Here is a 14,136-nt window from a genome sequence, read left to right as displayed (position 1 = left end):
CGGCTCACAACTTGGCGCCGTCGAAGTGCCTGACCTTCAGCGTCTCGGGGTCGACGCCGTCGAGGCAGCGCACGTTCACGGCGATCATCTCCATGCCGTTGGGGGCGCGCCCGCGCGCAAACGAGCCAACGCCGCAGGTGGAACAAAACAGGTGATGAATCACCTTCTTATTGAACTGGTAGTCGGTGAGGGATTCGGCCCCGCCCGCGAGCCGGAACTTGTCAGTTGGAACAAAGGTCAGGAGCGTGCCGCGCTTGCGGCAGATCGAGCAGTTGCACGCCACGGCCTGGCCGAGATCGGCCTCGACCTCGTAACTTACGCGCCCGCAGTGGCAGCTCCCGGTATAGGTCTTGGTCTCCGCCATGACTGGCCTCCATGCGACACGGCCGCCGGCACCCTGCGGCTCCTATTTTCTGGCCTTTGCGCTCGCGGCAAGAGCAGCTAAAACGCGCCGGACCCTCCCATGCCCATCCGCGGCCCGCAACTCATAAGGTATCGACTATGACCGCCATCATCGACATCATCGGCCGTGAGATCCTCGACAGCCGCGGCAACCCGACGGTGGAGGTGGACGTCGTATTGGAGGATGGCGCCACGGGCCGCGCCGCCGTGCCGTCAGGCGCCTCGACAGGTGCGCATGAGGCGGTGGAGCTGCGCGACGGAGATCCCGCCCGCTATCTCGGCAAGGGGGTCGAGAAGGCGGTCGCCGCAGTCAACTCGGAGATTTTCGACGCGCTGGCCGGCATGGACGCCGAGGACCAGCGCGGCGTCGACGCGGCGCTCATCCAGCTCGACGGGACGCGCAACAAATCGCGGCTCGGCGCCAACGCCATCCTCGGCGTGTCGCTGGCCACGGCGAAGGCGGCGGCGGAATCGAGCGGCCTGCCGCTTTATCGCTATCTCGGCGGTGCCGCAGCGCACGTGCTGCCCGTGCCAATGATGAACATCGTCAATGGCGGCGCCCACGCCGACAATCCGATCGACATCCAGGAATTCATGATCATGCCTGTGGCGGCGGACTCGATCGCCGATGCCGTGCGCATGGGCGCGGAAATCTTCCACACGCTGAAGAAGGCGCTGAAGGATGCCGGCCTTTCGACGAGCGTCGGCGACGAGGGCGGCTTCGCCCCCAATCTCAAGTCGGCCGACGAGGCGCTTTCCTACATCATGAAGGCTATCGAGGGCGCCGGCTACAAGCCGGGCGAGGATGTCATGCTGGCGCTCGACTGCGCGGCGACCGAGTACTTCAAGAACGGCAAGTACAACCTCTCGGGTGAGGGCAAGTCGCTCGATGCAGCCGGCATGGTCAAGTACCTCGAAGCGCTCCTCTCGCGCTATCCGATCATCTCTATCGAGGACGGCATGTCGGAGGACGACTGGGAGGGCTGGAAGGCGCTCACTGAGGCGGTCGGCGCGCGCTGCCAGCTGGTCGGCGACGACATCTTTGTCACCAACACGGATCGGCTGCAGCGGGGTATCGAGCGCGGTATCGCCAACTCGATCCTGGTCAAGGTCAACCAGATCGGCTCGCTGTCGGAGACGCTCGACGCCGTGTCGATGGCGCAGCGTGCCGCCTACACCGCTGTGATCTCGCACCGCTCGGGCGAGACCGAGGATGCCACAATTGCCGACCTCGCCGTGGCCACCAATGCCGGGCAGATCAAGACCGGCTCGCTGTGCCGCTCCGATCGCCTCGCCAAGTACAACCAGCTGATCCGCATCGAAGGCGAGCTGGGTGATGTGGCGCGCTACGCCGGCAAGAGCGTCATCCGCGGCCGCAGCATCGCCTGAACCCAATACGCCATCCAGCTCTGGCGCCGTCATGGCTGAACGTCGCGGCGCAGCCGTGCTCCGCATGGTCCTTCGCACGGCCGGCACAGCGCTTTACCTGCCATTAAGCAGCGTGTGGGATAACGACGGTGTCCACCAGTTTTGTGCAGCGTACCCAAGTGCTGCGTCAGCCAAAAAAACATGATCGACGCTCGAGGCTAAGGCAGGCGACGGTGTTGCTTCTCTGCCTGGGATTGACGGCCTACTTCGTCCATCATGCAATCAATGGCAGGCACGGCTTCGAGGCGCGATCCAGGCTGATCGAGCGATCAGCTCTGTTGGAGTTCGAGATCAAAAGCCTCGAGGCCGTGCGCGCCAAGCTGGAGCGCGACGTCGCTCTGCTCGCCGCCGAAAAACCCGACCCGGACCTTGTCGAGGAAATCGCCCGCGAAGTGCTTGGCTTCGTGCGCCCCGACGATGCTGTGGTGATGGCGCACTAAGGCACGCGCCGGTCATATCCGCAAAACATATCGATACATCCGTCAAAAGTATTGATGACCTCACGGTCCTAGATATCGGCAATCGGCTCTTGTAGGGTTCGATTCAACGTGCGAGCCACGGCAGCCTTCCTGCGTCGGTGCTGCCCATCGCACCCTCGATTTGCATGGAGCCGTGATGGTGTCAGCGAAAGCTTCACCCAGCCGGAAGCCCGCCGGCGCGGGCAGCAGCAAGGGCGCTTTCGCCGGTAACGGCAAGGCGCCGGCGGCTTTCACCTTCACGCGCGAGGAGCGGCTCGACGCGTATCGGCGCATGCTTCTCATCCGCCGCTTCGAGGAAAAGGCCGGACAGCTCTACGGCATGGGGCACATCGGCGGCTTCTGTCATCTTTATATCGGCCAGGAGGCCGTCGTCGTCGGCATGCAGATGGCGCTGGAGCCGGGCGATCAAGTGATTACTGCCTATCGCGACCATGGCCATACGCTGGCCGTCGGCATGGATGCAAAAAGCGTTATGGCCGAGCTCACCGGGCGCCGCCACGGATGCTCCAAGGGCAAGGGCGGGTCCATGCACATGTTCGCCCCCGACAAGGGCTTCTATGGCGGCCACGGCATCGTTGGTGCGTGCGTGCCGCTCGGTGCAGGGCTCGCTTTCGCCGACAAGTATCGCGGCAACAATGGCGTGTGCCTCACCTACTTCGGCGATGGCGCCGCCAACCAAGGCCAGGTGTACGAGGCTTTCAACATGGCGGAGCTGTGGAAGCTGCCCGTGGTGTTCATCATCGAGAACAACAAGTACGCCATGGGCACCTCGATCGAACGGTCGTCCTCGACCACCAACCTGTCGCAGCGCGGGCTGTCGTTCGCCATTCCCGGCGAGCATGTCGACGGCATGGACGTCGAGCAGGTGCGCGCGGCCGGGGCGCGCGCCATTGCCCACGCGCGCGCCGGCCATGGACCGATGATCTTGGAGATGTTGACCTACCGCTACCGCGGACACTCGATGTCGGACCCGGCCAAGTACCGCACGCGCGAAGAGGTGCAAAAAGTGCGCGAGCTGCAGGATCCGATCGAGCAGGTGCGCGCGCGGCTCATTGAAGCCGGCGTTGCGGAGGACGAGTTGAAGGCCATCGATCGACAGGTGCGCGACGAGGTGAATGCGGCGGCTGAGTTTGCGCTCGCCGACCCCGAGCCCGACGCGGGCGAGCTCACCACCGACGTAATGGTCTGACAGCAAGCGAGCGGTAGATGCCCACGGAAGTCCTGATGCCTGCGCTGTCGCCCACCATGGAGGAGGGCACACTCACCAAATGGCTGGTGAACGAAGGACAGGCGATCAAGGCGGGCGATGTCATTGCCGAGATCGAGACCGACAAGGCGACGATGGAGGTCGAGGCGGTCGACGAAGGCAAGCTGGCCAAGATCCTCGTCCCTGCGGGCACCGAGAACGTCAAGGTCAACACTCCCATTGCACTGATACAAGGTGACGAGGAGCGGCCAGCAGCGCCGCCGCCAGCGGCCTCGGCGCCGCCCGCGCCCGAAGCGGTGGAGCAGGCCCCTCCTCAGTCCAAGGTCGCCGAGGTGCGCCACGAGGCGCCGCCGACGTCGGCCGAGTCGGAGATCGCGCCGGGAACCGAGACGGTCAACATCTCGGTACGCGAAGCATTGCGCGACGCCATGGCCGAGGAAATGCGCCGCGATCCGGATGTCTTCCTCATTGGCGAGGAGGTAGCGCAGTACCAGGGTGCCTACAAAGTCAGCCAGGGCCTGCTCGAGGAGTTTGGCGGCAAGCGCGTCATCGACACGCCGATCACCGAGCAGGGCTTTGCCGCCATCGGCGTCGGGGCCGCATTCGCCGGCTTGAAGCCGATCGTCGAGTTCATGACCTGGAACTTCGCCATGCAGGCCATCGACCAGATCGTCAACTCGGCCGCCAAGACGCATTACATGTCCGGCGGCACGGTTAGCGCGCCGATCGTTTTCCGCGGGCCCAACGGCGCCGCTGCGCGCGTCGCCGCCCAGCACAGCCAGTGCTACTCGGCCTGGTATGCGCACGTCCCGGGCCTGAAGGTGATCGCGCCGTCGACACCGGCCGACGCCAAGGGGCTGCTGAAGGCCGCGATCCGCGATCCCAACCCCGTCGTCTTCCTCGAGAACGAGATCCTCTACGGCACGCATGGCCCGGTGCCCAAGGGAGACGACTTCGTTCTTCCCATCGGCAAAGCGCGCATCGCCCGCACCGGGCGCGATGCGACCGTCGTCTCCTTCGCACGCGGCATGGTCTACGCACTGGAAGCGGCCGAGCAGCTGGCCAAGGATAACATCGACGTGGAGGTGATCGACCTGCGCACGCTGCGCCCGCTCGACCTCGCGACGGTGCTCGCCTCGGTGAAGAAGACCAACCGCCTCGTGACCGTCGAGGAAGCATGGCCCGTATGCTCGGTCGGCTCGGAGATTTGTGCCCAGGTTGCCATGCAGGCCTTCGATGACCTCGATGCGCCGCCGGTCAAAGTCTCGGGCGCCGACGTGCCGATGCCGTATGCGGCTAATCTCGAGAAGCTCGCGCTGCCCTCGGCCGAGCAGGTCGTCGCCGCCGTCAAGTCTGTCCTCTACGTCTGGGGGGGAGGAACATGAACATGGCGGCCCATGACAGGATCCTCGCCTCGCCGCTGGCGCGTCGTTTGGCGCGGCAGGCGGGCCTGGCGCTCGAGGCGCTGTCCGGCTCCGGCCCGCATGGGCGCATCATCAAGCGCGATATCGAGGCAGCGCTCGCCTCCGGCACCGTTAAGCAGGCCGATAGCGGCATGGCGCATCGCGAGGTCGCCACCGCGCCGCACCCCGCCGCCGCGCTTCCCGACGATAAGATCCTCGCCCTCTACGACAAAGGCAGCTATGAGCTCGTCCCACACGACAAGATGCGGCGCGTCATCGCCGAGCGGCTCACCATCGCCAAGCAGACCATCCCGCACTACTACCTGTCGATCGACTGCCGCCTCGACGAGCTGATCCGCGCCCGCGAGCGCATGAATGCGGCGGCCCCGGCCGACGGTCCACGCTCCTACAAGCTCTCGGTCAACGATTTCATCATCAAGGCGATGGCGCTCGCGCTGCAGGAGGTGCCGGCCGCCAATGCCACTTGGACCGACGCCGGCATGCTGCGGCACAAGTACTCCGATGTCGGCGTCGCCGTCGCCATCGAAGGCGGCCTGTTCACACCCGTCATCAAGCATGCGGAGGTGAAGTCGCTGTCGGAGATCTCCAACGAGATGCGCGACCTTGCCGAGCGCGCCCGCAAGCGCCGCCTCGCGCCGCACGAGTATCAGGGGGGCACCACCTCGATCTCCAACCTCGGGATGTACGGCATCAGGGCTTTCGATGCGGTAATCAACCCACCACATGCGACCATCCTCGCCGTCGGCGCGGCTGAACGACGACCAGTGGTCGCGCGAGATGGCTTGGAAGCCGCCACCGTCATGAGCGTGACGCTGTCCTGCGATCACCGCGTCGTCGACGGCGCGACCGGGGCAGCGCTATTGGGGGCCCTCCGGGCCTTCATCGAGGACCCCGTCCGCATGCTGATCTAAGTATGGTTAAGGCGAATCGGGAGGTGACCGTCAGCCCTGCAACCACACCACAACCTGTGGCGCGGCGGGCACGCCCGGGCCTCTTTCCCCAGGTAAGAGCGTCACAACGGGATCGGAAAAGCATAAGAATAGGGCACTTGCTTGCTGCTGGCCCGGGGCAAGACTAGAAGCGGGAACACAGCGTGGGCGTACCTGGTGACCGACTCTAGCCCTTGGAGTGAATCCCAATGACGGCGCGCTCAAACGCAATCTACGCAACAGCACTCGCCTGCATGCTCGCCGGGTGTGCCCAGGATGGCAGTCTATCGACTGGTCTCAACACCGGCTCGGTCAATCCGCAGGCGGCGACACAAACAGCGAAGTCGACGGAAGCCCTCTGCCTCACGCTCGCCTCGCAGATCGAGGCGCTGAATACGGAAGGCGTGCCGGACAAGGTCGCGAAGGCTGCGGCCAAAAAGTACAAGCTCAAGGCCACCGACCTGACGAAGGCGGACGAGCTCAACAAGGCCAACACCGAGTTCCAGAGCAAGTGCTCGAGCTACCCGCCGCGCGTCGCCGCGACGGCGCCTGTCGAGCCGGTGACGACCACCACGGCGGCGGGATCGACGCCCGCCAAGACGGCCGCCGTCACCAAACCGCCGGTTCCAGCGCAGAAGCCGGTCGCCGCGGCTATGGTGCCGCAGGAGACAACCCAAGCGGCCACTACACCGGCCACCGACGGCACGTCCGTGCAATCGCCCTGAAGCCCGACTTGTTGCCCAGCTGCCGGCGCCTGCTGTGTCGCCAAGATGCGGCGGGACCTCGACCATTTCTGCACATAGCGATGAGAAGGGTTGCACGCTCGGTGTGCGTGTGGTGAAAAACGCCCTGGCTGCCAATACCAATTGGAGGAGATGGTGTCAGGCAACGGTCGGCGCGCGCGTGCTTTCGGCGGGGCAATCGCGGGCACCATTGCGGTGCTGCTCGCGGGATGTGCCGGTAACACCGGCAGTGGCGATCCAGGACCGCAAAGCTTGAGTGGTGGCGAGACGTGCCAATCCATTCGCTCCAACCTCAACCGCCTCGATCGAGAGGGGGTCCCCTCCCTCGTCGAGCAACAGAACTCCGGCAAGAAGCTAGGGGCGGCACAGAAGGCCAAGGCCGACCTCTACAACCAATTGCTCGACAAGTACCTGGGCGCGCGCTGTCACGTATGAGCCGGCGCCGCGCCGTCCCGCCACGACGAATGCAATGGCCTCGGTGTCGCACGACTCCGGGGCCTTATGTTTTGCCACTGAGGCGTTGAGACTAATGAGCTCCTCCAACTACGACGTCATTGTAATCGGCGCAGGACCGGGCGGCTACGTCGCCGCCATCCGCGCCGCGCAGCTCGGACTGCGCACGGCCGTCGTCGAGCAAGCACACCTCGGCGGCATCTGCCTCAACTGGGGTTGCATCCCGACCAAGGCGTTGTTGCGCTCGGCCGAGGTGCTCCACGAGGTGAGCGCAGCCGCCCACTTCGGGGTCGTCACGCCAGGGGCGCCGACGCTCGATCTCAAGGCCATGCTCGCGCGCTCGCGCGCGGTGGCCCAAGAGCTCAACGCCGGCGTCGGCTTCCTCCTCAAGAAGAACGGCGTCGACGTCATCTGGGGCACGGCGAAGCTGCGAGGCAACGCTGCCATCGAGGTCGAGCCCCCTGCCCAAACCGGCCGCCAGAACCCGGGGCCGCCCAAGGAAGCGCACGGTCCCGGCCGCTATACGGCCGCGCACATCATCGTTGCCACTGGCGCGCGTCCGCGCACTCTTCCTGGCCTCGAGCCGGACGGGAAGAGCATCTGGACGTATTTCGAGGCCATGCTGCCACCCAGCTTACCGCACTCATTACTGATCGCAGGATCTGGCGCCATCGGCATCGAGTTCGCTTCCTTCTACCGCGCACTCGGCTGCGAGGTGACGGTTGTCGAGTTGCTCCCCGAGATCCTTCCCGCCGAGGATGCCGAGATCGCCGCCCTGGCGCGCAAGTCGTTCGAGAAGGATGGCATCCGCATCTTCTCGGGAGCCAAGGTCGTCGAGGTGAAGCGCGGCGAGGACGATATTACCGCTGCCGTGGAGCACGGCGATGGTAGGCGCCAAAGCATCACCGCCGAGCGCCTCATCTCCGCCGTGGGTGTTGTCGGCAACGTCGAAGGCCTCGGTCTCGAGGCGCTGGGCGTCAAGCTCGACAAGGGGCTCATCGTCGCCGACGGCGTCGGCCGCACCAATGTCGCCGGCATTTATGCCATCGGCGATGTCGCCGGCGGCCCGATGCTGGCCCACAAGGCCGAGCACGAAGGAGTCATCTGCGTCGAAAGTATCAAGGGCCTCGACGTGCACGCCCTCGACAAGCTGCGCATTCCCGCCTGCACCTATTCCCGCCCGCAGATCGCCTCGGTGGGGCTCACCGAGGCGCGCGCCAAGGCGCAAGGGCGACAGGTGCGCGTCGGCCGGTTCCCATTTCGCGCCAACGGCAAAGCCCTGGCGCTGGGCGAGCGCGACGGCCTCGTCAAGACCATCTTCGACGCTGGCACCGGCGAGCTGATCGGCGCCCATATGATCGGCGCCGAGGTCACCGAGCTGATCCAGGGCTTCGTCATCGCCATGCAGCTCGAGGCCACCGAGGAGGACCTGATACGCACCGTCTTCCCACATCCGACCCTTTCGGAGATGATGGGCGAGAGCGCGCTGGCGGCCTATGGGCGGGCGTTGCACATTCCACCGGCGGGAAGAGCATCCGGCTGAAGGTGGCGAACGGGAGGGACGCATGGATATCGAAACGCGTGCGCTGCTTGTCTTCGTAGCCGTGGGTATCATCGCCGGCTTCATCGCCTCGCTGCTGCTCGGTGGCGGCGGGGGTCTCTTGCGCTACCTGATCACCGGCATCATCGGCGCCTTCGTCGGCGGCTATCTGTTCGACGCGCTGAAAATCGACCTCGGTATCGGCAACAAATTCCTGTCGGAGATCGTCACCGCCTCGGTCGGTGCCGTCATCGTCGTTCTATTGGCACGGCTCATCGCCTGAGACGCGCCCAACACAAATGAGGGGAGAGACGGCCAATGGAAGACTATTCAGCCTATGCACCGTGGATCGTGATGGCCGTCAACGGCCTCGTTGCCGGCTGGCTGGCCCACCTGCTGCTTGGCGGTGGAGGGCTGATCCGCGACATCTTCGTCGGCATCATCGGCGCCTTCGTCGGCGGAGCACTCGTGCAGGCCGGCCTTCTCAAGCTGCCGATTCTGCTCGACTGGCCGTGGGCGCACCAGATTCTGGTTGCCACCATCGGCGCCATCCTGATCATCATCATCGCCCGCATCATCGGGCGCTAATAGGCCCGACGAACGTGGCGATTTGCCAGGCTGGCGCACCGCTCTAAGATGGCAACGGTGCAAGGCCGGAGCCTCCCAATTGAGCACACCTGCAAAATCTGATCTCTCGCCCCCCGCCGCGGAGCCCGTCGTGCGTCCCCGCACGGCGAAGCCGTCGTGGATCCGGGTACGCGCACCGGGATCGGCTGCCCATGCTGAAACGGCGCGCGTCGTCCGCAGCCACGGCCTGCATACGGTGTGCGAGGAGGCGGGCTGCCCGAACATCGGCGAGTGCTGGTCGAAGCGGCACGCCACTTTCATGATCATGGGCGACACCTGCACGCGCGCCTGCGCGTTCTGCAACGTGCGCACCGGCATGCCGCGCCCGCTCGATGCGGACGAGCCGCGGCGCGTTGCCGAAGCGACCAAGAAGCTGGGGCTGACGCACATCGTCGTCACCTCGGTCGATCGCGACGATCTTAAGGATGGCGGCGCCCAGCACTTTGCCCGTGTCATCGCCGCGCTACGGGAAGCGGCCCCGGCGACCACCGTCGAGGTTCTGACGCCCGACTTCCTGCGCAAGGATGGCGCCCTGGAGACCGTGCTCGCGGCGGGGCCGGACGTATTCAACCACAACCTCGAGACCGTCCCGCGCCTCTACCTGTCGATCCGCCCCGGTGCCCGCTACTTCCACTCGCTGCGCCTGCTGCAACGCGCCAAGGAAATCGATCGCCGGCTTTTCACCAAGTCGGGCATCATGGTCGGCCTCGGCGAAGCGCGCGAAGAGGTGATGCAGGTCATGGACGACTTGCGCTCGGCCGGCGTCGACTTCCTCACCATCGGCCAATATCTGCAGCCGAGCGCGCGGCATGCGCCGGTAGTGCGCTTCGTGCCACCGGCCGAGTTCGATGCGCTGCGCTCGATCGCCGTCGCCAAGGGCTTCGCGCTCGTTGCTGCAAGCCCTCTCACGCGCTCCTCCTATCACGCGGGCGATGATTTCGCGAAGCTGCGGGCGGCGCGGCGGGCAGCGCACGCCTAAAGCGGGAACGGAGCTAGTGTGATGATCGATAAATTCGCTATCATCAGCGGCCAGGTATTGAGCGAATTTCTCGATCTGAATCACACTAGCGAGTTTACGATTCTAGTGTCCCTCATGATTCCGAAGTTCGCTCTCGGCTCCAGCCGCGAACCCTGGCGAACTTCGGAATCGGGACACTAGGCCTTGCCGACCTTCGAGACGACGCGGCGCGTTCCCTTCTCGGCCGAGCAGATGTTCGCCGTCGTCGCCGACGTCGAGCGCTACCCGGAGTTCCTTCCGCTGTGCGAGTGCCTAGTCGTAAAATCGCGCGAAGTCGGAAGCACGCACTCGACCCTCATCGCCACCATGGTCGTCGGGTACCACGCCATACGCGAGACGTTCACCAGCCGCGTCACGCTGCGCCCGGAGCGTCGCGAGATCGACGTCGTCAAGATCGACGGACCGTTCGCGTATCTCGCCAACCGCTGGCGTTTTCGCGACGTCGCAGGCGGCTGCGAGGTGCACTTTTATATCGACTACGCGTTTTCCTCGCGCATGCTGTCGATGCTGATGGGCGCCCTGTTCGACAAGGCGGTGAGCAAGTACACGGACACGTTCGAGGCGCGCGCACGGGCGCTGTACGCAAGCGGCGCCGCTACCGCATTGACCCGTTAGCGGATGGCCTTGTCGATGTTGCGCGCACGGTCGAGCCCGAGCGCCGTGTTGAGGCCGCGCGCGCCGGTGAGTATGGCGCCGTCGAGATCGGCCTCGGCGAGGTCGGCACCGGTCAGATCGGCGCCCGTCAGGTCGGCGCGCGACAGGTCGGCCTTGCGCAATACGGCGCCGCGCAGATTGGCGCCACGCAGATTGGCGAAGGCCAACAGCGTGTAGCTGAGATCAGCGCCGGAAAGAACGGCCTTCGATAGGTCGGCGCCCGTCAGTTCAGTGCGCCAGATGTGCTCGATGAAGCCTGTCCGGTTGAGCGGGGCGAGCATGGCGCCGCTCAAATCGGCACCGCTGAAATTCGAGCGGCTGAAGCGGCCGAACAGCAACGCGCGGCGCAAATTGGCACCGACAAAGCTCGGTGCCTCGCTCGCCGGCGCGGCGAGCGTCGAGAAGCTCGACGGCCGTAGAAAGCTCGTGCCCGCAAGGTTCGCGCCGTCGAAGCGCGCCCCAATGATGATCACCCGGTCGAGCCGCGCCCCTTGTAAGTCGGCCATCGACAAGTCGGCGCGCGTCAAGTCGGCGCCGAACAAGTTGCTGGCGGCGAGCGTCGCGGCCTTGAAGTCGAGGCCGCTCAAGTCCAGCTCGCGCAGATCGAGGCTGCGCAGCTGCAGCGGCTGGCTGCGCTCGGCATGGTAGAGGCGCGTCGTCAGCTCGCGCACGGAAAGGTCGGCGCCCAACGCGTCGACCGGCAACACCGCGGCGGCGACGAGTGCAAGGGCTGTCAGGCGGCGCTTTCGTTCATGCATGCGGGAGCCCCGGCTTGACCGCGGTGCGCAACAGCTCGATTGCCGCGCGCACGCTCGACAAGCGTATCTCGCAACGCCCGATATTGCCGAAGCGGCATTCGCGCACACGCGGTTCCTCCCCGTGGACCGCCACGGCCAGATAGACGAGGCCCACGGGCTTCTCAGGCGAGCCCCCGTCGGGTCCGGCGATGCCCGTCACAGAGATGGCAATGTGCGCTGGCGTCCGCTTCAGCGCGCCTTGGGCCATGGCGCGCGCGACTTCCTCGCTGACCGCGCCGTGGCGGCTGATCATATCGGCAGGGACGCCGAGCAGCTCGGTCTTGGCGGCGTTGGAGTAGGTGACGTAGCCGCGCTCGACCATCCCTGAGGAGCCAGGCACCTCCGTCAGCAGCCCGACCAGCAGCCCACCAGTGCAGCTTTCCGCCGTCGTGATCAGCAGCGCATGCCGCTGCAGGTCGGCGAGCAGCACGTGGGCCGCGTCGTATAGGTCAGGGGGAAACAGCGTGGTCATGAACCTCGACAGCATTCGGGGGCGCCACCAGCACCCCCGAATATAATCCTGCGACTGCCTGCGAGGTCAAACTGGGTCAGGCTGGCACCAGCTTCTCGGCCTGATGCAGTAGGTTGTCGAGCGTATTGCGGCTCTCCGCCCCCATCACGGTGAAGGCACGCTTCTGCGCATCCTGCCAGATTGGGAAGGCGTCCTTCAGGATCGCCTGGCCCTTGGGCGTCAGGTGCAGCCCGCGTCCCCGCCGCCCCGCCGGAGGGTCCATGTTGATGTGACCCAGCGCCAAGAGTCGCTTGAGGTTGCGCGACAGCGTCGACTTCTCGATGTCGAGCTCATGGCCGATCTCGACTGCGGTGATGGCATCGCGTGCAGCCAGTTGCGCCAGGAGCGTGTACTGGCTGGCGGTGATGCCGAGTGGGCGCATGGCATCGTCGTAGACGCGCGTGACGATGCGCGAAAGCTGGCGGACGCGCGTGGCGAGACAGGCGTTTGCCGTGGTCTCGGCAATGTCGGCGATGCTGGCCGTCTCGACCGGCTTGCGCTCCAGCGTGTTGGTCATCAGGTTCATGTCGGCCCCCGAGTTCGTGGTCATACAACCACCTAGGGCCTTGATGCCGCGATTCTGTCGCAGGGGTCAAATGAGCAAAGCAACTCGACTCACTCACGCGTTGGGCAGCAGCACGGTGGCGCTCGCCATGGCTGCAATGCCTTCGCGGCGCCCTATGTAGCCGAGCCCTTCCATCGTCGTCGCCTTGATGCCGACGCGCTCGACGCCAATGCCGAGGATTTCGGCGATGGCCTCACGCATAGCCTGGCGATGCGGGCCGATCTTCGGTGCCTCGCACAGGAACGTAACATCGACATTGGAAATGCGGCCTCCCCGCTTGGCGACGCGCGCGGCGGCATCGGCGAGGAAGATGCGCGAGGGTGCGCCGCGCCAGGCCGGGTCGCTGGGTGGGAAGTGCTGGCCGATATCGCCATCGCCAATGGCGCCGAGCAGAGCATCGGTGAGCGCATGCAACCCGACGTCGGCGTCGGAGTGGCCCTCGAGGCCATGCGTGTGCGCGATCTTGACCCCGCACAGCCACACGTGATCGCCGGCCGCGAAGCGGTGCACGTCGAAACCGGTGCCGTTGCGCGGCTCCAGGAAGGCGGCGGCGGGCGCCAGCAGCCGCTCGGCCAGCTCCATGTCGGCGGCCGTCGTCAGCTTCATGTTGCGCCCGCTGCTGGCCACCAGCCTGACGGGCAGGCCGGCCCACTCGGCAAGGCCTGCGTCGTCGGTGAAGTCAAAGCGGCCGGCCGTGGCGGCGCGGCGGTGCGCATCGAGAATCACGTCGTAGCGGAACGCCTGGGGCGTCTGGGCGCGCCACAGCCCGGTCCGATCGATGGTGCGCACAATTGTGCCGTCGGCGGCGGCCTGCTTCAGTGTGTCGCTGACCGGCTCGGCGGCGATGGCGCCGGCGTTCATATCGAGCGCGGCGACGACGTCTCCCACCAACTCGGCAGTCAGGAAGGGGCGCGCCGCGTCATGGATCAGCACCCGGTCGGGGGCACGCGCTGCAAGCGCCTCGAGGCCGGCCAGCACCGAGGCCTGCCGTGTGTCTCCACCCTCAACCGGGGGCAGGAGACGGTGGCTGAACCTAGCCGTTGCTGCCTGATAAAGATCTGCATCCTCAAGGTTGTAGACGACCAGGGCCACATCGATTTGCGGGTGTGCGGTAAGCACGCGCAGCGAATGCGCAAGCACGGGCTCTCCGGCCAGGGGCAGGTATTGCTTGGGTACCGTCCCATGGCTGCCCGCGCGCGTTCCGCGGCCCGCCGCTACGATCACCGCCGCCGTCGTCACCATTGTCGCACCCACCGAGAAAGCCCCGGCCTGCTTAGCTAGATCGGGGATTTCGAGCAATTGTGGATGGGTCTGTTCGCGCTTGCGAAATAATGCGCGACCCCCTATTCTGCACAAATG

The 14,136-nt window shown here is 65.7% G+C and carries 16 protein-coding genes and 1 pseudogene; 12 read left to right on the top strand and 5 right to left on the bottom strand.

Annotated elements, in window-relative coordinates:
• Positions 1-4: 4 nt before the first annotated feature.
• Positions 5-364, bottom strand: coding sequence for a GFA family protein (locus tag F9K20_RS04935; protein WP_290998035.1), 360 nt, complete (start codon positions 362-364; stop codon positions 5-7).
• A 137-nt stretch (positions 365-501) separates the two neighbouring features.
• On the opposite strand from F9K20_RS04935, the gene eno reads away from it, so the two are divergent.
• The 12 genes and pseudogenes from eno to F9K20_RS04875 all read left to right on the top strand — a co-directional run bounded on the left by eno (position 502) and on the right by F9K20_RS04875 (position 10,865).
• Positions 502-1,791: a phosphopyruvate hydratase gene (eno, locus tag F9K20_RS04930; RefSeq protein WP_290998032.1), complete on the top strand. Its 1,290-nt coding sequence runs from the start codon at positions 502-504 to the stop codon at positions 1,789-1,791.
• Positions 1,792-2,003: 212 nt separating this feature from the next.
• Complete coding sequence (locus tag F9K20_RS04925) at positions 2,004-2,270, top strand: septum formation initiator family protein (RefSeq protein WP_290998029.1); 267 nt, start codon at positions 2,004-2,006, stop codon at positions 2,268-2,270.
• Positions 2,271-2,445: 175 nt separating this feature from the next.
• Positions 2,446-3,498 carry a pyruvate dehydrogenase (acetyl-transferring) E1 component subunit alpha gene (pdhA, locus tag F9K20_RS04920; RefSeq protein WP_290998026.1) on the top strand — a complete coding sequence of 351 codons (1,053 nt, stop codon included), beginning with the start codon at positions 2,446-2,448 and terminating at the stop codon, positions 3,496-3,498.
• A gap of 17 nt (positions 3,499-3,515) precedes the next feature.
• A complete protein-coding gene (locus F9K20_RS04915) occupies positions 3,516-4,901 on the top strand; it encodes a pyruvate dehydrogenase complex E1 component subunit beta (protein WP_290998022.1) in 1,386 nt (461 codons plus the stop codon).
• Between the two features lie 8 nt (positions 4,902-4,909).
• Positions 4,910-5,851: pseudogene (locus F9K20_RS04910) on the top strand (2-oxo acid dehydrogenase subunit E2); the annotation flags it as partial.
• Between the two features lie 227 nt (positions 5,852-6,078).
• Positions 6,079-6,594 (top strand): hypothetical protein, encoded by a 516-nt coding sequence (locus F9K20_RS04905; RefSeq protein ID WP_290998019.1) that lies wholly within the window; start codon positions 6,079-6,081, stop codon positions 6,592-6,594.
• 150 nt (positions 6,595-6,744) lie between these two features.
• The gene (locus tag F9K20_RS04900; RefSeq protein WP_290998016.1) at positions 6,745-7,047 is read left to right on the top strand and encodes a hypothetical protein; all 303 of its coding nucleotides are present in this window, start codon (positions 6,745-6,747) and stop codon (positions 7,045-7,047) included.
• Between the two features lie 94 nt (positions 7,048-7,141).
• Complete coding sequence (lpdA, locus tag F9K20_RS04895) at positions 7,142-8,608, top strand: dihydrolipoyl dehydrogenase (protein WP_290998013.1); 1,467 nt, start codon at positions 7,142-7,144, stop codon at positions 8,606-8,608.
• Between the two features lie 22 nt (positions 8,609-8,630).
• Complete coding sequence (locus tag F9K20_RS04890; RefSeq protein WP_290998011.1) at positions 8,631-8,888, top strand: GlsB/YeaQ/YmgE family stress response membrane protein; 258 nt, start codon at positions 8,631-8,633, stop codon at positions 8,886-8,888.
• Between the two features lie 35 nt (positions 8,889-8,923).
• Complete coding sequence (locus F9K20_RS04885; RefSeq protein ID WP_290998008.1) at positions 8,924-9,193, top strand: GlsB/YeaQ/YmgE family stress response membrane protein; 270 nt, start codon at positions 8,924-8,926, stop codon at positions 9,191-9,193.
• 130 nt (positions 9,194-9,323) lie between these two features.
• Positions 9,324-10,211 (top strand): lipoyl synthase, encoded by an 888-nt coding sequence (gene lipA / locus F9K20_RS04880; RefSeq protein WP_290998005.1) that lies wholly within the window; start codon positions 9,324-9,326, stop codon positions 10,209-10,211.
• Positions 10,212-10,394: 183 nt separating this feature from the next.
• Entirely contained in the window at positions 10,395-10,865 is a 471-nt protein-coding gene (locus F9K20_RS04875) for a type II toxin-antitoxin system RatA family toxin (RefSeq protein ID WP_290998002.1), read from the top strand.
• Here the strand turns inward: F9K20_RS04875 and F9K20_RS04870 are convergent.
• From F9K20_RS04870 to F9K20_RS04855, 4 genes are all read right to left on the bottom strand, one after another.
• Positions 10,862-11,662, bottom strand: coding sequence for a pentapeptide repeat-containing protein (locus F9K20_RS04870; RefSeq protein WP_290997999.1), 801 nt, complete (start codon positions 11,660-11,662; stop codon positions 10,862-10,864). The genes F9K20_RS04875 and F9K20_RS04870 overlap by 4 nt on opposite strands.
• Positions 11,655-12,188, bottom strand: coding sequence for a CinA family protein (locus F9K20_RS04865; RefSeq protein WP_290997996.1), 534 nt, complete (start codon positions 12,186-12,188; stop codon positions 11,655-11,657). The genes F9K20_RS04870 and F9K20_RS04865 overlap by 8 nt, the downstream gene beginning before the upstream one ends.
• Positions 12,189-12,249: 61 nt before the next feature.
• A complete protein-coding gene (locus F9K20_RS04860) occupies positions 12,250-12,762 on the bottom strand; it encodes a MarR family winged helix-turn-helix transcriptional regulator (RefSeq protein WP_290997993.1) in 513 nt (170 codons plus the stop codon).
• A 69-nt stretch (positions 12,763-12,831) separates the two neighbouring features.
• A complete protein-coding gene (locus F9K20_RS04855) occupies positions 12,832-14,019 on the bottom strand; it encodes a bifunctional 2-C-methyl-D-erythritol 4-phosphate cytidylyltransferase/2-C-methyl-D-erythritol 2,4-cyclodiphosphate synthase (protein WP_290998465.1) in 1,188 nt (395 codons plus the stop codon).
• Positions 14,020-14,136: the final 117 nt, after the last annotated feature.

It is taken from the genome of Hyphomicrobium sp., assembly GCF_009026145.1.
Taxonomy (GTDB): Bacteria; Pseudomonadota; Alphaproteobacteria; order Rhizobiales; family Hyphomicrobiaceae; genus Hyphomicrobium_A.
The sequence above is the reverse complement of the archived record's forward strand: the minus strand, read 5'-3'. Positions and strand labels throughout refer to the sequence as shown.

Excerpts from the sequence above, each read along its gene's own strand:
- pdhA (WP_290998026.1), top strand. The coding sequence starts at position 2,446 with ATGGTGTCAGCGAAAGCTTCACCCAGCCGGAAGCCCGCCGGCGCGGGC.
- F9K20_RS04935 (WP_290998035.1), bottom strand. The coding sequence starts at position 364 with ATGGCGGAGACCAAGACCTATACCGGGAGCTGCCACTGCGGGCGCGTA.
- F9K20_RS04885 (WP_290998008.1), top strand. The coding sequence starts at position 8,924 with ATGGAAGACTATTCAGCCTATGCACCGTGGATCGTGATGGCCGTCAAC.
- lpdA (WP_290998013.1), top strand. The coding sequence starts at position 7,142 with ATGAGCTCCTCCAACTACGACGTCATTGTAATCGGCGCAGGACCGGGC.
- eno (WP_290998032.1), top strand. The coding sequence starts at position 502 with ATGACCGCCATCATCGACATCATCGGCCGTGAGATCCTCGACAGCCGC.
- F9K20_RS04900 (WP_290998016.1), top strand. The coding sequence starts at position 6,745 with ATGGTGTCAGGCAACGGTCGGCGCGCGCGTGCTTTCGGCGGGGCAATC.
- F9K20_RS04865 (WP_290997996.1), bottom strand. The coding sequence starts at position 12,188 with ATGCTGTCGAGGTTCATGACCACGCTGTTTCCCCCTGACCTATACGAC.
- F9K20_RS04915 (WP_290998022.1), top strand. The coding sequence starts at position 3,516 with ATGCCCACGGAAGTCCTGATGCCTGCGCTGTCGCCCACCATGGAGGAG.
- F9K20_RS04855 (WP_290998465.1), bottom strand. The coding sequence starts at position 14,019 with ATGGTGACGACGGCGGCGGTGATCGTAGCGGCGGGCCGCGGAACGCGC.
- F9K20_RS04905 (WP_290998019.1), top strand. The coding sequence starts at position 6,079 with ATGACGGCGCGCTCAAACGCAATCTACGCAACAGCACTCGCCTGCATG.
- F9K20_RS04860 (WP_290997993.1), bottom strand. The coding sequence starts at position 12,762 with ATGACCACGAACTCGGGGGCCGACATGAACCTGATGACCAACACGCTG.
- F9K20_RS04870 (WP_290997999.1), bottom strand. The coding sequence starts at position 11,662 with ATGCATGAACGAAAGCGCCGCCTGACAGCCCTTGCACTCGTCGCCGCC.
- F9K20_RS04890 (WP_290998011.1), top strand. The coding sequence starts at position 8,631 with ATGGATATCGAAACGCGTGCGCTGCTTGTCTTCGTAGCCGTGGGTATC.